Source organism: Luteibacter flocculans (genome assembly GCF_023612255.1).
GTDB lineage: Bacteria > Pseudomonadota > Gammaproteobacteria > Xanthomonadales > Rhodanobacteraceae > Luteibacter > Luteibacter flocculans.
On the sequence record NZ_CP063231.1, the window covers coordinates 1,632,936 to 1,655,715 of the forward strand.

At 65.3% G+C, this 22,780-nt stretch carries 15 protein-coding genes; 14 read left to right on the forward strand and 1 reads right to left on the reverse strand.

What is annotated here, in order from left to right; translation table 11 throughout:
• The 6 genes from treS to treY are packed head-to-tail and all read left to right on the forward strand — an operon-like array spanning position 1 to position 14,062.
• Complete coding sequence (treS, locus tag IM816_RS06875) at positions 1 to 3,321, forward strand: maltose alpha-D-glucosyltransferase (protein ID WP_250340307.1); 3,321 nt, start codon at positions 1 to 3, stop codon at positions 3,319 to 3,321.
• Positions 3,318 to 5,504, forward strand: coding sequence for a 1,4-alpha-glucan branching protein GlgB (gene glgB, locus IM816_RS06880; RefSeq protein ID WP_250340308.1), 2,187 nt, complete (start codon positions 3,318 to 3,320; stop codon positions 5,502 to 5,504). Before treS ends, glgB begins: the two co-directional genes overlap by 4 nt.
• 12 nt (positions 5,505 to 5,516) lie before the next feature.
• Complete coding sequence (gene glgX / locus IM816_RS06885; protein WP_250340309.1) at positions 5,517 to 7,625, forward strand: glycogen debranching protein GlgX; 2,109 nt, start codon at positions 5,517 to 5,519, stop codon at positions 7,623 to 7,625.
• Positions 7,622 to 9,373 (forward strand): malto-oligosyltrehalose trehalohydrolase, encoded by a 1,752-nt coding sequence (gene treZ / locus IM816_RS06890; protein ID WP_250340310.1) that lies wholly within the window; start codon positions 7,622 to 7,624, stop codon positions 9,371 to 9,373. Before glgX ends, treZ begins: the two co-directional genes overlap by 4 nt.
• A 4-nt stretch (positions 9,374 to 9,377) precedes the next feature.
• A complete protein-coding gene (gene malQ / locus IM816_RS06895; protein WP_250340311.1) occupies positions 9,378 to 11,459 on the forward strand; it encodes a 4-alpha-glucanotransferase in 2,082 nt (693 codons plus the stop codon).
• Positions 11,456 to 14,062: a malto-oligosyltrehalose synthase gene (gene treY, locus IM816_RS06900; protein ID WP_250340312.1), complete on the forward strand. Its 2,607-nt coding sequence runs from the start codon at positions 11,456 to 11,458 to the stop codon at positions 14,060 to 14,062. Before malQ ends, treY begins: the two co-directional genes overlap by 4 nt.
• A 40-nt stretch (positions 14,063 to 14,102) precedes the next feature.
• On the opposite strand, the gene IM816_RS06905 is transcribed toward treY, so the two are convergent.
• The gene (locus IM816_RS06905) at positions 14,103 to 14,363 is read right to left on the reverse strand and encodes an acyl-CoA-binding protein (RefSeq protein ID WP_072320619.1); all 261 of its coding nucleotides are present in this window, start codon (positions 14,361 to 14,363) and stop codon (positions 14,103 to 14,105) included.
• 124 nt (positions 14,364 to 14,487) lie between these two features.
• On the opposite strand from IM816_RS06905, the gene cmk reads away from it, so the two are divergent.
• From cmk to galU, 8 genes are all read left to right on the forward strand, one after another.
• Positions 14,488 to 15,168: a (d)CMP kinase gene (gene cmk, locus IM816_RS06910; RefSeq protein ID WP_083527211.1), complete on the forward strand. Its 681-nt coding sequence runs from the start codon at positions 14,488 to 14,490 to the stop codon at positions 15,166 to 15,168.
• A 166-nt stretch (positions 15,169 to 15,334) separates the two neighbouring features.
• Complete coding sequence (gene rpsA, locus IM816_RS06915) at positions 15,335 to 17,008, forward strand: 30S ribosomal protein S1 (RefSeq protein ID WP_072320620.1); 1,674 nt, start codon at positions 15,335 to 15,337, stop codon at positions 17,006 to 17,008.
• 82 nt (positions 17,009 to 17,090) lie between these two features.
• Positions 17,091 to 17,393: an integration host factor subunit beta gene (locus IM816_RS06920; RefSeq protein WP_072320621.1), complete on the forward strand. Its 303-nt coding sequence runs from the start codon at positions 17,091 to 17,093 to the stop codon at positions 17,391 to 17,393.
• A 128-nt stretch (positions 17,394 to 17,521) separates the two neighbouring features.
• Positions 17,522 to 17,782 carry a lipopolysaccharide assembly protein LapA domain-containing protein gene (locus tag IM816_RS06925; RefSeq protein ID WP_250340313.1) on the forward strand — a complete coding sequence of 87 codons (261 nt, stop codon included), beginning with the start codon at positions 17,522 to 17,524 and terminating at the stop codon, positions 17,780 to 17,782.
• Positions 17,779 to 18,951 carry a lipopolysaccharide assembly protein LapB gene (gene lapB, locus IM816_RS06930; RefSeq protein ID WP_250340314.1) on the forward strand — a complete coding sequence of 391 codons (1,173 nt, stop codon included), beginning with the start codon at positions 17,779 to 17,781 and terminating at the stop codon, positions 18,949 to 18,951. Before IM816_RS06925 ends, lapB begins: the two co-directional genes overlap by 4 nt.
• Positions 18,948 to 19,985: an MraY family glycosyltransferase gene (locus IM816_RS06935; RefSeq protein ID WP_250340315.1), complete on the forward strand. Its 1,038-nt coding sequence runs from the start codon at positions 18,948 to 18,950 to the stop codon at positions 19,983 to 19,985. The genes lapB and IM816_RS06935 overlap by 4 nt, the downstream gene beginning before the upstream one ends.
• Positions 19,972 to 21,870, forward strand: coding sequence for a polysaccharide biosynthesis protein (locus tag IM816_RS06940; RefSeq protein ID WP_072320625.1), 1,899 nt, complete (start codon positions 19,972 to 19,974; stop codon positions 21,868 to 21,870). Before IM816_RS06935 ends, IM816_RS06940 begins: the two co-directional genes overlap by 14 nt.
• Positions 21,867 to 22,742, forward strand: coding sequence for a UTP--glucose-1-phosphate uridylyltransferase GalU (gene galU, locus IM816_RS06945; protein WP_072320626.1), 876 nt, complete (start codon positions 21,867 to 21,869; stop codon positions 22,740 to 22,742). The genes IM816_RS06940 and galU overlap by 4 nt, the downstream gene beginning before the upstream one ends.
• The last annotated feature ends 38 nt before the right edge of the window (positions 22,743 to 22,780 follow it).

The following is a 22,780-nucleotide window of genomic DNA, read 5'->3' on the forward strand; positions in this document are numbered from 1 at the left end:
ATGGCAACACGCGTTAAAGGAAAAAAGCAGGCGGCCGCGCGCGACTTCTCGAGCGATCCGCTTTGGTACAAGGACGCGATCATCTACCAGGTGCATCTCAAGTCCTTCTTCGACGCCAACGACGATGGCGTCGGTGACTTCCAGGGTCTGATCGACAAGCTGGACTACATCGCCGAACTGGGCGTCAATACGCTTTGGCTGCTGCCGTTCTACCCCAGTCCGCGGCGTGACGACGGTTACGACATCGCCGAGTACAAGGCGGTGCATCCCGATTACGGCAAGCTCGCAGACGCAAAGCGGTTCATCGCGGAAGCGCATGCGCGCGGCCTGCGCGTCATTACCGAGCTGGTCATCAACCATACGTCCGACCAGCACCCGTGGTTCCAGCGCGCACGGCATGCGAAGAAGGGCTCGGCCGCACGCGACTTCTACGTCTGGTCGGATACCGATCAGGCCTACGACGGCACGCGCATCATCTTCCTGGATACCGAGAAGTCGAACTGGACCTGGGATCCGGTCGCGGGCCAGTACTTCTGGCATCGCTTCTTCTCGCACCAGCCCGACCTCAACTTCGACAATCCCGCCGTGCTGAAGGCCGTGCTGGACGTCATGCGGTTCTGGCTCGACCTGGGCGTGGATGGCCTGCGCCTCGACGCGGTGCCCTACCTCATCGAGCGCGAGGGCACCAACAACGAGAACCTGCCGGAGACGCACCAGATCCTCAAGCTGATGCGCGCGGAGATCGACCAGCATTATCCCGACCGGATGCTGCTGGCCGAGGCGAATCAGTGGCCCGAGGACACGCAGGATTACTTCGGTCAGGGCGACGAATGCCACATGGCGTTCCACTTCCCGTTGATGCCGCGCATGTACATGGCGATCGCGCGCGAGGACCGGTTTCCGATCACGGACATCATGCGGCAGACGCCGGCCATTCCCGACAATTGCCAGTGGGCGATCTTCCTGCGCAACCATGACGAGCTGACCCTCGAAATGGTCACCGACAGCGAGCGCGACTATCTGTGGCAAACCTACGCCGCCGACCGCCGCGCGCGCATCAATCTCGGCATTCGCCGTCGCCTTGCGCCGCTGTTGGAACGCGACCGCCGCCGCATCGAGTTGATGAACGCTCTGCTGCTCTCGATGCCCGGCACGCCGGTGCTTTATTACGGCGACGAAATCGGCATGGGCGACAACATTCATCTCGGTGATCGCGATGGCGTGCGCACGCCCATGCAGTGGTCGGTGGACCGCAACGGCGGTTTCTCGCGCGCCGATCCGGCGAGCCTGGTGCTTCCGCCGATCATGGATCCGCTTTACGGCTTCCAGGCGATCAATGTGGAAGCGCAGTCCCGCGATCCCCACTCGCTGCTCAACTGGACCCGGCGCATGCTTGCTGTGCGCAAGCGGTACAAGGCGTTCGGGCGCGGCACGCTGAAATTCCTCTATCCGGGCAACCGCAAGGTCCTGGCATACCTGCGCGAGTTCGAGGGCGAGCAGGTGCTCTGCGTGGCGAACATGTCGCGTTCGCTGCAGGCCGTGGAACTGGACCTTGGTGGCTTCGACGGACAGGTGCCCATCGAGATCATGGGCGGTTCGTCGTTCCCGCCGATTGGCCAGCTGCCGTACCTGCTCACCTTGCCGCCTTACGGGTTCTACGCGTTCCAGATTTGCCCGAATGCGCAGATGCCTTCGTGGCACGAAGTCCCCGCAGAACCCATGCCCGACTACGAGACGCTCGTCCTGCGCGGTGCGCTGGTGGAGGGGCCGGTCATGGCGCACCACCGTGGCGTGATCGAAAAGCAGGTGCTGCCGAACTATCTCTCGGTGCGTCGCTGGTTTGCGGCCAAGGACCGCGGCATCGAGGGTGTGCGGATTCTTTATGCCGTACCGTGGCCGGATCGCGGAGACGACCTCATCTTTACCGAGGTGGAGGCCACGCTGTCTGACGGAGGCACGGAACGCTACAGCTTGCCCGCGGGCATCGTGTGGGAAGACGAGAATCCGACGTCCCGCGCCCAGCAACTCGCCTTGGCGCGCGTGCGCCGTGGGCGGCGCATCGGTTTGCTGACCGATGGCTTCGCGCTCGAAGCTTTTGCCAGCGGTCTGCTGATCGGCCTGCGTCAGAACGCCGAGCTTCCGATTCATAGCGGCGGTGCCGTGCGTTTCGAGACCACGGCGGCGTTCGCTACGGTGACGTTCGATCTCGCGATCGAGAACCGCTGGCTCTCGGCCGAACAATCGAACAGCTCGATGATCCTGCACGACGCGGGCGTGGTGAAGCTGTTCCGCCGCACGTCCGCGGGTATCAATCCCGAAGTGGAAATGAGCCGGTATCTCACCGAGAACGGCTACGCCAACACCGCACCGCTGCTCGGTGAAGTGGTCCGTGTGGACGAGCACGGCGAACGCACCACGCTGGCGGTGTTGCAGGGTTTCCTGCGCAATCAGGGCGATGCCTGGGGCTGGACGCTCGACTACCTGCGTCGCAGCTATGACGAGTACAGCCATTCCGACGACGAGGAGCGGCGCGCCGAAATCGAAGGCGGCTACGACGCATTTGCGGCGGCGGTCGGCACGCGGCTTGGCGAGCTGCACGCGCTGCTGGCTCGGCCGAGCGAGCTGCCGGCGTTCGCGCCGGAAACCGCAGGTAACGACACCATGGCCGCTTGGCGCGAGGACGTCCGCACCCAACTCGGGCGCGCGATGCATTCCGTGGAGTCGGCCAAGGATTTGCCGGAAGCGCTGGCAAGCGAAGCGAAGGCGCTGCGTGAACAGGCCGAATCGCTGGAACGTCGACTCGACGATCTCGCTGCTGCGGGGCAGGGCGCGCTCGCAACGCGTACCCATGGCGACTTCCACCTCGGCCAGGTCCTTGTGGTGCAGGACGACGCATACATCATCGACTTCGAAGGCGAGCCGGCACGCTCGCTGGAGGAGCGTCGCGGCAAACGTTCGCCGTTGCGGGACGTCGCGGGCTTTCTCCGCTCGCTCGACTACGCGGCGGCCATGGCACGCCGTGGCGAGGACGGCTTGGCGCCGATGGACGATGCCGGGTTCGGTCCCTACCTCGAACGCTTCCACGCCCGTTCGGCCAAGGTGTTCCTCGACGCCTACCGAGCGGTGCTCGCTGCCGCCCCGGTGCGCTGGGTGGATGCCGAAGCCTTCGACGCCTTGCTCGAATTGTTCGTGATCGAGAAGGCCGCTTACGAAATCGTCTACGAGGCCAATAATCGGCCGGCCTGGCTGGACGTGCCGCTGCGCGGGCTCCTGGCCCTTGCGCAGGGTGGGTCAGGCCATGCACGGGAGAAGAACGTATGACCGATCCGCGCACCTACGGTCTGACGGATGCCGCGGCTGTCGACGCGTTGGTGGACGGCCGGCACGGTGATCCGTTCGCACTGCTCGGTCCGCATGACGTGGAAGGGCGCCGCGTCGTGCGTACGCTGCAACCGGGCGCGACGAACGTCGAGTTGGTCGACGCGGAGGGACGGACGCTCGGTGCCTTGAACCGTGTGCATCCCACAGGGCTGTTCGCGGGCTTCCTCGACGCCGGGGGCGAGTATCGGCTTCGCGTGCAATGGCCGGCAGCGACGCATGACACGCACGATCCTTATGCATTTGGCACCTTGCTTGACGACGAGGATCTGCGTCTGCTCTCCGACGGGCAGCACATCGAGTTGTTCCGCTGCCTTGGTGCTCATCCCACGGTGGTCGATGGCGTCCATGGTGTGCGCTTCGCCGTCTGGGCACCGAATGCGAAACGCGTCAGCGTCGTTGGCGATTTCAACAGTTGGGACGGTCGCCGCCACCCGATGCGCAAGCGCGTACCGGCTGGCGTCTGGGAGTTGTTCGTGCCGGGCCTGCTGCCGGGCGCGCGCTACAAGTACGAGATCTGGGGCGCCGATGGCTCGCTGACCCAGCGCGCCGATCCAGTCGCGCTGGCCGCGGAGCTCCCTCCAGCGACGGCATCGATCGTGGCCGACCCCGCGGCCTTCCGCTGGACCGACGAGGCCTGGATGCGTCGTCGCGGCGCCTTGCATCATGCCGGTTCGCCGCTGTCGATCTACGAATTGCACGCGGGCTCCTGGCTACGCGACAAGGACGGGCGCGAACTGCACTGGGACGAATTGGGCGAACGCCTGATTCCCTACGTGGCAGGCATGGGCTTCAGCCACATCGAGCTGCTGCCGATTTCCGAGCATCCGTTCGGCGGCTCGTGGGGCTACCAGCCGCTGGGCCAGTTCGCACCTACGTCGCGCTTTGGCACCCCGGAAGCCTTCGCACGCTTCGTCGACCGCTGCCACGAAGCCGGCGTCGGCGTGATCGTCGATTGGGTGCCGGCGCATTTCCCGACCGATATTCACGGATTGGCGCACTTCGACGGCACGCCGCTCTACGAACATGCCGACCCGCGCGAGGGTTACCACCAGGACTGGAACACGCTGATCTTCAACCTCGGTCGTAACGAGGTGTCCGCGTTTCTCGTGGCGAGCGCGCTTGCGTGGCTGGAGCGTTTCCACATCGATGGCCTGCGCGTCGATGCCGTGGCATCCATGCTCTACCGCGACTATTCGCGCAAGCACGGCGAATGGGTGCCGAACATCCACGGTGGTCGCGAGAACCTCGAATCCATCGCGTTCCTGCGTCGGGTCAACCAACTCGTGGCCGAGCGCCATCCGGACTGCATGACCATCGCGGAAGAATCCACCGCCTGGCCCGGTGTGACGCAGCCTGTGGAGCAGGGTGGCCTGGGTTTCACCTTCAAGTGGAACATGGGCTGGATGCACGATTCGCTGGAGTACATGTCGCGCGATCCTATCCATCGGCGCTGGCACCACGGCGAGATGACCTTCAGTATGGTCTACGCCTATTCGGAGAAATTCGTGCTGCCGCTGTCGCACGACGAAGTCGTGCACGGTAAGCGTTCGTTGCTGGGCCGCATGCCGGGCGATGAATGGCAACGCTTCGCCAACCTGCGTGCCTATTACGGGTTCATGTGGGGTCATCCAGGCAAGAAGCTCCTGTTCACTGGCGGGGAAATTGCCCAGCCGCACGAATGGAACCACGATGCCCAGATCGCCTGGGACCTGCTCGACCATCCGTTGCATCGTGGCGTGCAGGCGCTTGTGCGCGATTTGAACCGTCTTTATGCAGCCACCCCGGCATTGCATGCCTGGGACACCGACCCGCGCGGTTTTCGTTGGGTCATCGGTGACGGCGCCGAACAGAGCATCTTTGCCTGGCTGCGTTTCGCCGAGGGCGCACGACCTGCATTGGTCATCAGCAACATGACCCCCGCTCCCCATCACAGCTTCCGCATTGGCGTCCCCGAAGGCGGCCGCTGGCGTGAAGCGATCAACTCGGATGCGAAGGACTATGGCGGTTCCGGCGTCGGCAACGACGGCGAGCGGCATGCGCAGGACGTTCCGGCGCATGGGTTCGACCGTTCGTTGGTGCTCAGCCTTCCGCCGCTGTCCACGCTCATCCTGGTTGCCGACTAACAAGGAACATCGATGCCCGTACTTCCCGAACGCATGCAATCCGGCATGCCTTATCCGCTCGGCGCAACATGCGATGGCATGGGCACGAACTTCGCCGTGTTCTCGGCTCACGCCGAGCGCATTGAGCTTTGTCTCTTCGATCCGTCCGGTAAGCGCGAGATCGCGCGTTACGACCTTCCCGAATGCACCGATGAGGTCTGGCACGGCTACCTGCCACGCGTACGCGGCGGCACCTTGTACGGGTTCCGTGCGCATGGCCCTTACGCGCCGGAAGAAGGCCACCGCTTCAATCCCAACAAGCTGCTGCTCGATCCCTATGCACGGTTGCTGCACGGGCAGGTGCGCTGGTCGGATGCGCTGCACGGTTATCGCGTGTCCAGTCCCCGCGCGGACCTGTCGTTCGATCGCCGCGACAGCGCTGCCGCCATGCCGAAGGCCGTGGTGGTGGATGAGCCGATGCATTGGACCCACGGCAACCGTCCACATACGCCGTGGAACGAGACGGTGATCTACGAAACCCATCTCAAGGGTTTCACTCGTTCGTTGAAGCGCATCCGGCAACACGAGCGCGGCACCTTCATCGCGCTGGCCGATCCCTATGTGATCGACTACCTGGTGAAGCTCGGCGTCACCGCCGTGGAGCTGTTGCCGGTCCATGCGTACTTGCAGGATCGCCGCCTCACGGAAATGAAACTGCGCAACTACTGGGGCTACAACACCCTGGCGTTCTTCGCGCCGGAGCCGGCGTATCTGGCCGAGGGCGCGCTCAACGAGATCCGCGCGGCAGTGCAGGCGCTGCATGCCGCCGGTATCGAGGTCATCCTCGACGTGGTCTACAACCATACCTGCGAGGGAAGCGAGCTGGGCACGACCATGTCGTTCCGCGGCCTCGACAACAAGAGCTATTACCGGTTGATGCCGGACAATCCGCGCTACTGCATCAACGACACCGGCACCGGCAATACCGTGAACACGGCGCATCCCCGCGTGTTGCAGCTGGTCATGGATTCGCTCCGGTACTGGGTGCAGACCTTCCACGTGGACGGGTTCCGCTTCGATCTCGGCGTGAGCCTGGGGCGCGAGGAGCATGGTTTCGATCCGAACTGCGGTCTATTCGACGCCATGCGCCAGGACCCCGTGCTGGCCAACGTCAAACTGATTTCCGAGCCATGGGACATCGGTCCGGGCGGTTACCAGCTTGGCAACCATCCCCCCGGCTTCGCCGAGTGGAACGGCAAGTATCGCGATGACATCCGCCGCTTCTGGAAGGGCGATGCCAACATGCGCGGCGCGCTCGCCGGTCGACTGCAGGCATCGGGCGAGCTGTTCGATCACCAGCGCCGCAAGCCGTGGGCATCGGTCAACTTCATTACGGCGCACGACGGCTTCACGCTGGAAGACCTGGTCAGCTACAACGACAAGCACAATGAAGCCAACGGCGAAGACAACCGCGACGGGGGAAACGACAACGAGAGCTACAACTACGGCGCCGAGGGCCCTACGGACGACCAGGGGATCCGCACGGCGCGCGACCGGGTCAAGCGCTCCATGCTCGCCACGATGTTCTTTTCCCACGGCACGCCGATGCTGCTCGGCGGCGACGAATTCGGGCGCACCCAGCACGGCAATAACAACGCGTATTGCCAGGACAACGAGCTTTCCTGGTACGACTGGAAACAGGCCACCTCGGAGCAGGGCAGGGAACTCGCGGACTTCACCGCGCGGCTGATCCGGCTCCGCGAGCAGCACCCGACCTTGCGTGCCGCGCACTTTCTTCGCGGAGACAAGGACGTGGTGCCGGGCATGCGCGAGGTCGCCTGGTTCGACGAACGTGGTACCGAGATGGACCAGGAAGCCTGGGGCTACACGGAAGGCCGTCTGCTGGCCTTGCGTCGCGTCCAGGCACAGGGCGAAAAGCGTGCGGACGTGACCCTGGTGCTGTTCAATGCCACGCCCGAGATGCATGTCTTCACGCTTCCGCAGCCTGCGGCGAACTGGCGGCTGTGCTGCAACAGCGCTTCGCCCACCGCGCCGGAGGTGGCGTGGAACGAGCCGACGATCGAAGTGGAGGGGCGCTGTGTCGTCATGCTTGCTGCCACCGTGCGGACCGAACCCGCATGAGTGAGCGCCATTTCCACGCCATGCCGTACGGATTCAAGCCGCTCGGCGACGGACGCACGCGGTTCCGCCTCTGGGCGCCGGACAAGGAGTCGGCGTCCATCGAATGCGATGACGGCCATGTGTCGCGCATGCGTGCGCTCGACGACGGCTGGTTCGAATGCGTGTGCCCAGCGGAACCGGGGGTGGGTTACCGCTTCCGCTTCGACGACGGCACGGCAGTACCGGACCCGGCATCGCGACGCCAGCGAGATGGCGACGTCCACGGCTACAGCGTGGTCACCGATCCAACGGCCTACGAATGGCGTCATACGGAATGGAGAGGCCGTCCGTGGCACGAGACGGTGATCTATGAACTTCATCCCGGCGTGCTCGGTGGTTTCCATGGCGTGGAAATGATGCTGCCGCATCTGGCCTCACTTGGCATTACCGCCATCGAACTGATGCCGATCGCGCAGTTCCCCGGCGAACGCAACTGGGGCTACGACGGGGTGCTGCCGTACGCGCCGGCTGCGGCATACGGTTCGCCCGACGACCTGAAGTCGCTCGTGGATACAGCCCACGGTCTCGGACTTATGGTGTTTCTCGACGTGGTCTACAACCACTTCGGTCCCGATGGCAATTATCTCGGCGCCTATGCGTCTCCCTTCTTCGACGAAGCGGCGCATACGCCGTGGGGCGCGGCGATCGGCGTGGCGACGCCGCAGGTAGGCGATTACTTCGTCCACAACGCTCTGTACTGGATCGAGGAGTTCCGCTTCGACGGACTGCGTTTCGATGCCGTGCATGCGATCGGCAACCCGGGCTGGCTCGCGTCCCTGGCGGCGCGCGTGCGTGCGGCAACCAGTCCTGAGCGCCACGTGCACCTCGTGCTCGAAAACGAAGCGAACCAGGCACACTTGCTGGCGCCGGAACGATTCGACGCCCAGTGGAACGACGACTTCCACAACGCCTTGCACGTGCTTCTTACAGATGAGCACGAGGGCTATTACGCGCACTATCGACCGCCGATGGAGAAGCTGCTGCGCAGCCTCCGCGAAGGCTTTGCCTTCCAGGGCGAAGCGATGGGAGGTCGCCGCCGCGGCGAGCCCTGCGCGCATCTACCGCCGGCACGCTTCGTCAATTTCCTGCAGAACCACGACCAGGTCGGCAACCGTGCCTTCGGCGATCGGCTGGAGACCCTCGTTGCGCCAGAGACTGTCGAAGCGGCGCTCGCGCTGCTGCTGCTCGCGCCGTTCGTGCCGATGCTGTTCATGGGTGAGGAATGGGCGAGCCGTACGCCGTTCCTGTTCTTCACCGATTTCCCGGACGAAGACCTGCGCCGTGCGGTGCGCGACGGCCGACGGAAGGAGTTCGAGGCGTTCTCGGGCTTCTCGGGAGAGACCATTCCCGATCCGAACGAGTACGAGACGTTCACCGCCTCCATTCCTGTACGCGACGAAACAAAGGGCGAGGCGCGACGTACGTTGGTTCGTACCTTGATCGCGCTGCGCCAGAAGCACGTGGCGCCCTACATCGACACGGCGCGCAGCCTCGGTGCTTCCGCACTGGGCGAACGTGCCTTCGTAGTGGCATGGTCGCTTGGCGCGGCCACACTGACTTTGTATGTCAACTTCGGCGAGAGCGAGATCGGGCTCGACACGACGCCTTCGCCGTCCGCGGCATGGCTTCATGGCAGTGCTGCCGATGTCGCATCCGCTTCACGCGGCCTGCTCCCTGCTCGCCGCACCCTTGCCTGCCTGGAGTCCTGACCCCGTGAACGCATCCCTCGACGATCGCCTCGCTCTGCTGGCCGAAAAGGCAGGCATCGACGTGCACTGGCGTGACGCGTTGGACCGCCCGCAGACGACGTCGCCGGACACGCTGCGCGCCGTGCTTCGTGCGCTGGGCCTGCCGGCGGAAAACGCGAGCGATGTCGACGCCAGCCTGCAGCGTCTCGATGAGGAAGGTAGCGGTCGTCGCTTGCCGCGGCTCATCACGGCCGATGCGGGGTCTCGCGTCGAGCTACCGCCATCGCCGCGTGGCCGCGCGTGGAAGATCGCTTCGCAGGACGGCGCCGTGGTGAGCGAAGGCGAGTTGCCTTCCAGTGAGCGCGAGGTCAATGCGCCGGCTTTGCCTGGCTACTACACGCTATCGCTGGGCGACGACGAGGTCACGTTGGCCGTGGCGCCGTCCCGGACGTTCGGCGTCGGCGACATTGCAGGTGCGCGAAATCCCTGGGGCGTCGCGGTACAGATGTCCAGCCTGCGCCGTCCGGGCGATGGCGGTATCGGCGATTTTACGGCCCTGGAACTGGCGGCGAGGGCGGCGGCGGAGAAGGGCGCCGACGCGATGGCGATCAGTCCGCTGCATGCGTTGTTCGCGGCGGCACCCGAGCGCTACAGCCCCTACGCGCCGTCCAGCCGTCTGTTTCTCAACGGCCTTTACATCGACCCCGCGCGTACCAGCGGCGAGCAGACGGTGCGCGCCGTGATCGACACGCACAATCTTCGGCAGGAGCTGGCCGAGCTGGAATGGCTCGAGCTGATCGACTGGCCGCGCGCGGCACGGGCGCGCATGACCATTCTTCGCTCGGTATACGAGTGGGCATCGGTGGATCTCGCGCATTCCGACCGCTTCATGGCGTTCCGCAAGGAGCAGGGCGAGCCGCTTGAGCGGCATGCGCGCTTCGAGGCGCTGCATGCCGACTTCACCGCCCACGGACGACCCGGAGGGTGGCAAGGTTGGCCTGAGGCCTTCCACGATCCGGCGAGTAGTGCGGTGGCAGCGTTTGCCCGCGAGCACTCGCGCGAGGTGGGGTTCCACGCCTGGCTCCAATGGCTGGCAGCGCAAGGCCTGGAAGGCGCGCAGAAGGCTGCGCGCGATGCGGGCATGAAGATCGGCCTGATCGCCGATCTCGCCGTTGGTGCCGATGCGGGCGGAAGCCACGCCTGGGCTCACCAGGGCGAGGTATTGAGCGGTCTCTCCGTGGGCGCGCCGCCGGATGCGCTCAACCGGCTGGGCCAGGATTGGGGTCTGACGACCTTCTCGCCGCGCGGGCTTCGCGAATCCGGCTTCCGGGGTTTCATCGGCATGTTGCGCGCGGCGCTGGCGCATGCGGGCGGCGTACGCATCGATCACGTGTTGGGCCTGAAGCGCCTGTGGCTGTTGCCGCATGGCGTAGGCGCCACCGAGGGCGCCTACGTGCGCTACCCGATGAACGATCTGTTGCGCCTCATCGCGCTCGAATCGCATCTGCACCGCGCGATCGTGATCGGCGAAGACCTCGGCACGGTGCCCTCCGACTTTCGCGATGCGATCGGCGAACGCAATCTGCTCGGCATCCGCGTGCTCTGGTTCGAGCGCGCTGCCGACGGCGGCTTCGTTGCGCCGTCCGAGTGGTCGAACAAGGCGATGGCGACGACGAGCACACACGACGTGCCGACCGTTGCCGGATGGTGGAGCGGTCGCGACGTGGCGTGGCGCAAGCGTACGGGCCTCGACGATCCGACCGTGGACGAAGCCGCCGTGCGCGTAGGCGAACGCGTGAAGCTGTGGCGCGCACTCTGCGCATCCGGCTCGGCATGGAATGAGGACGCACCGCCTGCCCCCGACGACATCTCGCCGGTGGTCGTCGCGGCTGCGCGGCACGTGTCGCAGGCGCCGGCACCCCTGGCGATCTTCCCGGTCGAGGACGTCCTCGGCCTGCACGAGCAACCCAATCTACCCGGACCCACCGACGCGGTGCATCCGAACTGGCGCCGGCGCATGCCGGACTCGTCGTCGCGGTTGTTCGACGGGCCCATTGCCCACGCCGTGTGCGCCACTATCGATCAGACCCGGAACCGTTCCCGATGAGTCCACCACGCGCACTTGCGCGCCTTCAGTTCCATGCCGGTTTCACCCTCGACGATGCGGTGGAGGTCGTCGACTACTACGCGCGTCTTGGCATCAGTCACCTGTATGCCTCGCCGATCCTGCGCGCGCGCTCGGGTTCGACGCATGGCTACGACGTGGTCGATTGCCATGAGGTGAATCCCGAACTCGGCGGAGAAGACGCCTTGCGTCGCCTCGTGGCGCGCCTGCGTTCACGCGGCATGGGCCTCGTGCTGGACATCGTGCCGAACCACATGGGCGTCGGCGTGCAGAACGCATGGTGGATGGACGTGCTTCGCCACGGTCGCACCAGTCGCTACGCGGGTTATTTCGACATCGACTGGCAAGCCTCCGATCCATTGCTGCGTGGACGCCTGTTGCTGCCGATCCTTGGCGCAGGCTATGACGCGACGCTGCGCGAAGGACACCTGCGGCTGGCGCGTCGGCGCGGCGAATGGATGCTGCGCGTCTACGACGATCACCTGCCGCTCTCGCCGGAATCGCTGGCCGGCCTGACCGACGATGCCGAGGCGAAGCACGATCCGGCGTCAGACGAGGGCAGGGCAGCGCTGCATGCCTTGATCGAACGGCAGCATTACCGCCTCGCGTTCTGGAAGCTCGCCAGCGATATGGTGAACTACCGTCGCTTCTTCGACATCAACGAGCTCGCCGGTCTGCGCATCGAGCGTACAGCCGTGTTCGAAGACACGCACAAGACGATCTTCCGCCTCTACGCCGAAGGACTGATCGACGGCGTGCGCTGCGATCACGTGGACGGGCTGGCGGATCCGCGGCGTTACTGCCGCCAACTGCGTCATCGACTCGATCGTCTGCGTACGCAGCCTCCACCGGAGGCGCCGCGCGGTGGTGCCTATATCGTGGTGGAGAAGATCCTCGCCGAGGATGAGTCGCTCCGGCTCGACTGGCGCACGGATGGCACCACCGGCTACGAGTTCATGGATCAGGTCTCGGCGGTGCTGCACGATGACACAGGCGAAGCGCCGCTGACCGAGCTGTGGCGCAATCTCACCGGCGAAGGCGCCGACTTCGCGACGCAAGCCGTTCGCGCGCGTCGCCAGATCCTGGTGGACAGCTTCGAGGCCGAGTTGGATCGCACGGCGCGCGCACTTTTTGCCGCTGCCCGAGCGGACGTCGCCACGCGCGACGTCTCGCTTGCTGCCATTCGCCGCGTATTGGCAGAGCTGCTGGTGCATTTTCCGGTCTATCGCACCTACGCCGGCGGCGCTGGACGCGACGCGTTCGACGCTGCCGTGTTCGAGCGTGCAGTGGAAGGTGCGTTGCGGACGATCCGGGGTGAAGACACGGACCTGCTGTATCTCGTGGCGGGTTGGCTTGGCGGCGAGGCACCGCGCTCGCTCCCCCCGGGGCCGGTGCGCCGCGCACGCGAACGCGCGATCGCGGTGTTCCAGCAGGCGACCTCGCCCGTCGCGGCGAAAGCGGTTGAAGACACGGCAGGCTATCGCTACGGCCGCTTGCTCTCGCGCAACGAAGTCGGTGTGGACGCGGCACGGCTGGCGATTTCGATGGACGAATTCCATCGTCGCTGCGTCGAACGCGGCGCCACGCTGCCGCACAATCTGCTCGCGACGGCGACCCATGACCACAAGCGCGGCGAGGATGTGCGCGCGCGCCTGGCGGTGCTGTCGGAAGTGGCCGGGCGCTGGGTAGTGACCGTGGAGCACTGGCGCGCTCGTCACGCGTCGCTTCGGCAGCGCGCGGAAGGGCGCATGGCACCGTCGGCGGCCGATGAACTGATGCTCTACCAGATGCTGGTGGGTGCCTGGCCGCTGGGGCTGGAGCCCGGTGACGACGAAGGCCTCGAGCGCTTCGCCTCGCGCATCGCCGCGTGGCAGCGCAAGGCGCTGCGCGAAGCCAAACGCTGGACCCGCTGGACGTCGCCGAACGAGCCCTACGAGGACGCGTGCGAGGATTTCCTGCGCAGCCTGCTCTCCGGCGATGGCGCCGCCGAACTGGCGGCCTTTGCCCAATACATCGCCGCGCCCGGCGCCGCCAATGGCCTGGCGCAGACGGTGCTGCGGCTGACGGCGCCGGGTGTGCCGGATCTCTATCAGGGCACCGAGTACTGGGACTTCAGCCTGGTGGATCCGGACAACCGACGACCGGTGGACTTCGCGGCACGCAGTGCGTCGCTCGAGCGCGAGCGTGCGCCGGAGGAGGCGCTTGGCACGTGGCGCGACGGGGCAGTGAAGCAGGCAACCATTCTGCGGCTACTGAGTCTGCGTCGGGCTCACCCGGAACTGTTCGCCCAGGGCAGCTACCGACCGTTGTCGGCGTCCGGCACAGCGGCCGATCACATTCTCGCGTTCGTGCGCGAGCATCGCGGGCAGCGCCTGCTGGTGGCCGTGGCGCGGCATACGGCCGAATGGCTTGCGGGCGCCGAGACCCCGGCGATTCCGGCAGCGTGCTGGGAGGGCACGACCTTGCCGTTGCCAGAAGGGCAATGGCGGAACGTCCTCGGCGACGGAGCACGGCCTGGCGGCGTGACCGAGGCCGTAGGCGTTTTCGGCAATTTGCCGGTGGCTGCGTGGGTCAGTGGTGCCTGAATCGACCGGTTGTCGCAGCGGGTGACGCTCGCCGCGACAATCAGCCGCTCAGCGATCTCACCAGCGCGATGTAGTCGCGCATCGCCGCCTCACGCGGGGTGCCCTTGAGTGTGGCCCAGGCCTCGTACTTGGCGGTGCCGACGAAATCGAAGAAGCCGGGCTTGTCGCCGTGGATGTCGCCTTCGGAGCCCTGCTTGTAGAGCGCATAGATGCGCAACAGCGTGTCGTTATCGGGCCGGTGCCCGAGGCGACCGAGGTCCAGGTAAGCCTGCTCGAACTGGCTCCGAAGGTCGTCGGACATGAAGGGCGGGAACCCTGGGCGCGGTAGGTTGACGGGCTTGTAGCACGGCCCTACTGGGCTGTCCATGGCCGGATTCCGACCGGCGACGCGATATCATGCCGGTTTCGCGAATGAGGTTTATGCCATGGGCCATCCGGCAGCCGTCCCCGTCCTGACCATCGACGGCCCTTCCGGCTCCGGCAAGGGAACGATCAGCCGCCTCGTGGCCGAGCGGCTCGGCTGGCGCCTGCTCGACTCGGGGGCGCTCTATCGCGCGGTGGGCTATGCGGCGGGCGAGGAGGGCATCGATCTCTCGGACGCCGAAGCGGTCACCCGTTGCGCCCAGACCGTGAAGATCCGCTTCCAGGCCAGCCCGGATGGTGGCGAGACACGGGTGCTGGTCAACGGCCACGACGCCACCGACGAACTGCGCACCGAAACCGCCGGCGCGGCGGCCTCCGCCATCGCCGTGATTCCCTCCGTGCGGCAGGCCCTGGTGGACCTCCAGCACGGCTTCCGCAAGGCGCCGGGCCTGGTTGCGGACGGGCGGGACATGGGCACGGTGATTTTCCCCGACGCCGCCCACAAGTTCTTCCTTACCGCCAGCGCCGCCGAACGCGCGAAAAGGCGCTATAAGCAGTTGAAGGATAAGGGCCTGAGCGTTACACTTGCGACTCTTCAAAGAGAGATCGAGGCGCGCGACGAGCGGGACGCGTCGCGGCCGGTCGCCCCATTGAAGCCAGCCGAAGGCGCCGTGGTGATCGATACCACCGGCATGCCGATCGACGAAGTAGTGGCGAAAGTATTCGCCGTGGTGCGCCCGTAGGGCGCATCCGGCATTGGCGTCCGCGCGGTTGCGCGGGCTCTTGCAACGGTGCAGGGCAGGCCTATCCAGGCATGTTCGCGCACCCCTGACCGGTGGGTCCCCCGTTTGCCTGCGATCACGAAGGTACGCAGCGCCGGGTACGACCTTTCATAACCCTGGAATCAACATGACTGAAAGTTTTGCCGAACTGTTTGAACAGAGCCAGCAGGCCATCTCCAAGCTGAAGCCCGGCTCCATCGTCACCGGTATCGTTGTGGAAATCCGCAACGACGTGGTGGTGATCAACGCCGGCCTGAAGAGCGAAGGCATCGTCCCCATCGAGCAGTTCAAGGACGAGTCCGGCGCGCTGGAAGTGGAAGTGGGCGACGAGGTCAAGGTCGCGCTCGACGCGCTCGAAGACGGCTTCGGCGAGACCAAGCTCTCCCGTGAGAAGGCCAAGCGTTCGATGGTGTGGGACGACCTCGAGCAGGCGTTCGACAAGGAAGAGACCATCACCGGCAAGATCTCCGGCAAGGTCAAGGGCGGCTTCACCGTCGACATCAAGGACGTCCGCGCATTCCTGCCGGGTTCCCTGGTCGACGTGCGTCCGGTCCGTGATCCGGTCTACCTCGAGGGCAAGGACCTCGAGTTCAAGATCATCAAGCTCGACCGCAAGCGCAACAACGTCGTCGTCAGCCGCCGCGCGGTCGTCGAGACGGAGTTCTCGGAAGAGCGCGAGAAGCTGCTCGAGCGCCTGACCGAAGGCGCAGTGGTCAAGGGTGTGGTGAAGAACCTCACCGACTACGGCGCGTTCGTGGACCTCGGCGGCATCGACGGCCTGCTGCACATCACCGACATGGCGTGGAAGCGCGTGCGTCACCCGTCCGAAGTCGTCAACGTCGGCGACGAGCTGGACGTCCGCGTGCTGAAGTACGACCGCGAGCGCAACCGCGTGTCGCTCGGCCTCAAGCAGCTCGGCGACGACCCGTGGGTCGCCATCGCCCGCCGTTATCCGGTCGGCAGCCGCCTGTTCGGCAAGGTCTCCAACGTGACCGATTACGGTTGCTTCGTTGAGATCGAGCCGGGCGTGGAAGGCCTGGTGCACGTGTCCGAAATGGACTGGACCAATAAGAACGTCAATCCGGCCAAGGTCGTGCAGGTCGGCGACGAGACGGAAGTCATGGTCCTGGACGTGGACGAAGAGCGTCGCCGCATCTCGCTGGGTATCAAGCAGACCCGCTCGAACCCGTGGGAAGCCTTCGCCGCCATGCACAAGAAGGGCGACAAGGTCTCCGGTCAGATCAAGTCGATCACCGACTTCGGCATCTTCATCGGCCTGGAAGGCGGTATCGATGGTCTCGTCCACCTGTCCGACATCTCGTGGCAGGCCTCGGGTGAAGACCTCGTCCGCAACTTCAAGAAGGGCGACGAAGTCGAAGCCGTGGTCCTGGCTGTCGATCCGGAACGCGAGCGCATCTCCCTCGGCATCAAGCAGATGGAGCAGGATCCGTTCGGCCAGTTCATGGCCACGAATCCGCGCGGCACGGTCCTGACCGGCACGGTCAAGGAAGTCGACGCCAAGGGTGCGGTCGTGGATCTCGGCGAAGGCGTCGAGGGCTACATCCGTGCGAACGACATCGCCAAGGAGCGCGTGGACGACGCCACGCAGTACCTGAAGGTCGGCGATGCGGTCGAAGCGAAGTTCACCGGCATGGATCGCAAGGGCCGTCAGCTGCAGCTGTCGATCCGCGCGAAGGACGAGGAAGATCTGGCCGATACGATGGCCGACTACCAGTCCGCTGCAGGTGGCACGACCAAGCTCGGCGCGCTGCTCAAAGAGCAGATGAACAAGGCCGACTGACCGTCGGGCGAGGGGCGGTCATCCGCCCCTCGCCATTGTTTGGACAGACCTTTGCGTCAGCTTGAGAATTACCAGGGGACCCATGACAAAGTCGGAACTGATCGAGGCGCTGGCTCGGCGCCAGACCCATCTTGCCTTCAGCGACGTGGAACTTGCGGTCAAGAGCGTGCTGGAGCAGATGAGTCATGCGCTCTCCACGGGTGAACGCATCGAGATACGCGGCTTCGGCAGCTTTGCGCTTCATTTCCGTCCGCCGCGCATGGGACGCAACCCCAAGACCGGCGAGGCGGTCGCCTTGCCCGGCAAGCACGTACCACACTTCAAACCCGGTAAGGAATTACGCGAACGCGTAAATCTTATCGAGGAGACCAACGCCGCGCAGTGACGCGGCGTTTTTTTTGCACAACCAACACCCGCTTTGCCGGCACCCATGGTCAGGGACGTGCCGCCGAAGCTGTATGAAAAGCCAACCGCAACGCACCATCGCGTTCATGATTCGGGTACATTCGCCAGATGCGTCTGCTTGCCATCATCTTCCTGCTGTTGTTCGTCGCCGCCGGCATCGTCTTCGGCGCGTTGAATGCCGATCTGGTGCCGTTCGATTTCGGCTTCGCCCGACTGTCGTTGCCAAAGGGCGGCGCCATGCTCGCGGCCGTGCTGGTGGGCTGGATCCTCGGTGGGATCACCGCCTGGCTGGGCACGTCCCTGGCGCTTCGGCGGCGGCATCGGCGTGCGCGCGACGAGCGCAAGGTAGCCAACGCGACCGCCGCATGAACCCGATCTGGCTGTTGGCGCTCGTTCCTCCGCTGGCCTTCGCCTGTGGCTGGTGGCTCGCCCGGCGCAGCCACGTGCGCGGGTCCGGCCAACGCGTCAACGAGCTTTCGTCGGACTATTTCCGCGGCTTGAACTATCTCCTCAACGAGGAGCAGGACAAGGCGCTGGAAGTCTTCCTGCGCCTTGCCGAATACAACCGCGACACCGTAGAAACGCACCTGGCCCTCGGTAACCTGTTCCGCAAGCGAGGCGAGGTGGATCGTGCCATCCGTCTGCACCAGCACCTGGTGTCGCGGCAGGGCCTTTCGGATGAAATGAAGACCGTGGCGCTCCTCGAACTCGGCGAGGACTACATGCGCGCCGGCCTGCTCGATCGCGCCGAAACGTTGTTTTCCGATCTGGTCGCGATGGACGCGCTTGCGCCGTCCGCGCTGCGCCATCTCATCGCGATCTACCAGCACGAGCGCGAGTGGCACAAGGCGATCGACCATGCGCGCCGGCTCGAAACGATGACCGGCGAAGACGAGTCGGCCATGATCGCGCAGTTCTACTGCGAGCTGGCCGAACAGTCACGTCAGCATGGGGCGCGTACCGAGGCCCGCGATTATGTGCGCGAGGCCTTTGCCTGCCAGCAGGATTGCGTGCGCGCGCACATGATTGCCGGCCGGTTGTCCGCGGAAGACGAAGAGCTGGACCAGGCCATCGCCTCGTACGAGGCGGCCATCGCGGCCGACATCGCATTCGTACCGGAGATTCTCCCCCCATTGCTCAACTGCTACGCCCGTTCGCAGCAGATGGACCGTGCCGAAACGTTCCTGCGCGAGATCATGGAGCGTTATCACGGTATCTCTCCCGTACTGGCGCTTACCCGGCTCTATGAGGGACGCGACGGCGAACGCATGGCCATCGACTTCCTCACCGGCCAATTGCGCAAGCGCCCCTCGGTACGCGGGCTGATGGCATTGATCGATGCCACCATGGACAAGGTCTCCGGCGAAGCGCGCGAGAACTACCTGATCCTGCGCGACCTGACCCGCAAGCTGCTCGAAGGGCAGGCGATGTATCGCTGCAGCCGCTGCGGTTTCGGCGCGAAAGCGCATCACTGGCAGTGCCCGAGCTGCAAGAGCTGGGGCACCGTGCGCCCCATTCATGGCGTGGCCAACGAATGATGCCTCCCGTCGCGAGCGCCGGATTCCTGCTGACCGGCTGCGCCCTGGTTGCCCTCGTCGTTTCGTTTGCCAGTGTGCGGATCGCGATTTCCTACGCGCACCGCCGCGGCATGCTGGATGCACCCGGGCACCGCCGCTCGCATACCCTGCCGACGCCCCGCGGTGGCGGCATCGGCATTGTGCTCGGTGCCCTGGTCGGCATGCCTGCGGCGCTGCTGCTCCTGCCGGTCTCACCGGGCGCCGCGACGACCGCCGCGTTCACGGTTGCGACGATCGCGGTGGCCGCGATCGGCTGGCTCGACGATCACGGCTCGCTGCCGATCCGGCCGCGGCTGCTGATCCAACTCGCCGCCACGTTATTGTTCTGCGTGGCTGTAGCCTCGCTGACCGCGAGCCTGCTCTGGACGGTACCGCTTCTTCTTGCGGGCGTGTGGTGCATCAACCTGCACAATTTCATGGACGGTATCGACGGGCTGGCCTCGCAGCAGGCCATGTTCTTCGGTGCAGCGTCCGCGGCGCTGGCCTGGGCCGCCGGTAGCCCAGCCATCGCAGGGGCTGCACTGGCAATGGCCACGGCCTCGCTGGGTTTTTGGTGGTTCAACCGGTCTCCTGCCCGCATCTTCATGGGCGACGTCGGCAGCGGGACGCTGGGTTTCATGGTCTTCGCGCTGACGGCCACGCTCTGGGCCTTCCAGACCGACCTGCTGTGGCCTGCGCTGATCTTCTCGTCGGCGTTCGTCATCGACGCAACGTTGACGTTGCTCGTGCGAATGCTGCGCGGTGCGCGCTGGTACACTCCGCACCGCGAGCATCTCTATCAGTGGCTCGTGAGGCGGGGCGCATCGCATCGGAAGGTAGCCGCAGGCTACTTCGCGTGGAATGTCCTCGTCTGCGTTCCCCTCGCATGGATTGCGTTCCGCTCGCCAGCGGCGGCGCCCTTCTGCATGGGGGCGGTGTACGTGTTGGGAGCAGCGGTTTGGCGTACTGGCAAGCGACTCGGCTTGCGTCGAAGGGAGCGACATGTTTCTGCGTAAGTTCATCGGCATCATCCACCCTCGCACGGCCGTGGTCGCACACGACCTCGCCATGGCTGCGTTCGCCTGGTGGATCGCCAAGTCGCTGCGTTATGCGTTGATGCCCGATCTCGCCCCGGTCACCTATCTGCCGATGGAATTTCCCATCGTGCTGCTGGTGCAGGGAGCCGTGTTCAATTGGACCGGTCTCTACAAAGGCGTGTGGCGCTTTGCGAGCCTGCCGGACCTGTGGAACATCATCCGCGCGACGGTCATCGGCGCGCTGATCATCGGCCTTGCCATGGTCATGTATGCGCGCCTCGACGGCGTGCCGCGTTCGGTGCTGCTGGTGTATCCCGTCGTGCTGGTCGTGCTGCTCGGCCTGCCGCGACTCAGCTACCGGTTCTGGAAGGACAGCCGCATCGACCTGTTCCAGTCGATGCCGACCAAGCGTGTGCTGATCGTGGGGGCGGATCGCGCCGGCGAAGCGCTCTCGCGCGATCTGCGCCGCGACAGCCGCTACAGCGTCATCGGTTTCGTGGACGACAACCTCGCCTTGCGTGGCGCGCAGATCGGTGGCATCCCCGTGCTGGGCACGGTGGACCAGCTCGCCGAGCTGTCCAAGGCGGTGGCGGTACAGATGCTGCTCATCGCCGTACCGGGCGCGACCACGGCGCAGATGCGCCGCATCGTCGCCTTCTGCGAGAGCACCGGGCTGCCGTTCCGTACGGTGCCGCGCCTCGAGGACGTCGTGGCCGGCCGCGCGCAGTTCAACGAGATCAAGGAAGTCGCCATCGAGGATCTTCTCGGCCGCGATGCCGTCGAACTGGATTGGACGGCCATCCGCGAGAACATCAGTGGTCGTCGCGTGCTGGTGACCGGTGGCGGTGGCTCGATCGGTTCGGAACTGTGTCGCCAGGTCGCCCGCCTGGGCGCCAGTTCCCTCACGGTGGTAGAGCTTTCCGAATACAACCTCTACCGGATCGGGCAGGAACTGACCTCGGCCTATCCCGAACTCATTTTCAACGGCGTGCTGACCGACGCACGCGACGCCACTGCGGTCAACCGGCTGTTCGAGGAAACCCAGCCGCAGATCGTCTTCCACGCTGCGGCCTACAAGCACGTGCCGATGCTGCAAGGGCAATTGCGCGAGGCCTTCCGCAATAACGTCATCGGCACCCGCGTGGTAGCCGATGCGGCGGTACGCTGCGGCGTGGAATCGTTTGTGCTCATCTCCACCGACAAGGCAGTGAATCCCACGTCGGTGATGGGCGCCTGCAAGCGCATGGCGGAGATCTGGTGTCAGAACCTCGCGGCGCACACCTCTACACGTTTCATTACGGTGCGTTTCGGTAACGTGCTCGACTCCGCCGGATCGGTGGTCCCGCTGTTTCGCCGGCAGATCCGCCAGGGCGGCCCGGTGACGATCACTCACCCGGAGATCTCGCGCTATTTCATGACCATTCCCGAGGCCTGTCAGCTCATTCTGCAGGCCGCGAGTCTCGGCAAGGGCGGCGAGATCTTCGCGCTCGACATGGGCGATCCGGTGAAGATCCGCGATCTCGCCGAGCAGATGATCCGCCTGGCGGGCAAGCGCCCGGGCTCGGACATCCAGATCGTCTACACGGGACTTCGTTCCGGCGAGAAGCTGTTCGAGGAACTGTTCCATCCGCTGGAGAACTACACGAGCACGACGCACGCGAAGATCTTCCAGGCCCAGCACCGCCAGGTGTCGTGGGAACTGCTGCAGACCCAGTTGGCGCGCGCCGAAGAAGCCGTGGCCGCGTTCGATGAAGAAACCCTGCGCCGGTGCGTGTCGCAGCTGCTGCCTTCCTTCCGTTGGAGCGAGCCGCAGACGGACAACGTGCTGCCGCTACGCCGAAACGAAAGTGGAGACATTGCATGACCCAACCCCTGCGCAAGGTCGTATTTCCCGTTGCCGGCCTCGGTACGCGCTTCCTTCCCGCGACCAAGGTGGTAGCCAAGGAAATGCTCCCCGTGCTCGACCGTCCGCTGATCCAGTACGCGGTGGATGAGGCTGTCGACGCGGGCGCCGATACGCTGGTGTTCGTCACCAACCGTTACAAGCACGCGATCGCCGACTATTTCGACAAAGCCTACGAGCTTGAAGAAAAGCTGGCGGAGAAGAACAAGGAAGAGCTGCTGTCGATTCTGCGGGGCATCCTGCCGCGTCATGTCCGCTGTGTGTTCGTGACCCAGCCGGAGGCTCTCGGCCTCGGCGACGCCGTGCTGCGCGCCGCGCCGGTCGTGGGCAACGAGCGCTTCGGCGTGATGCTTCCCGATGACCTGATCTGGAACAAGGGCAAGGGCGCATTGCGCCAGATGGCGGAAGTGGCCGACGCCAACGATGCCGGCGTGATCGCCGTTGAGGAAGTGCCGCAGAGCGACACGGACAAGTACGGCATCGTCGACGCCACCGAGGCCGTCAGCGATCGCGCCACGGTTATCCGCCACATGGTGGAAAAGCCGAAGCCCGCGGACGCGCCGTCGAATCTTGCCGTGGTCGGCCGCTACGTGCTGCCCTGCGAGATCTTCGAGTACCTGAGGAACACTCGCGAGGGCGCGGGCGGCGAGATCCAGCTAACCGACGCGATCGAGAACCTGCTCAAGGACAACGGCAAGGTGCTGGCCTACCGCTTCGAAGGCACGCGTTTCGATTGCGGCAACAAGGCGGGTCTTGTTCGCGCCACCATGGCGATGGCGCTGGAAGATCCGAAGCTCGCGCCGATCGTTCGCGAGTTCGCGGCCAAGGCGTAAACGGAGAAGGAGCGCGCCTCGGCGCGCTCCTTCTCGTG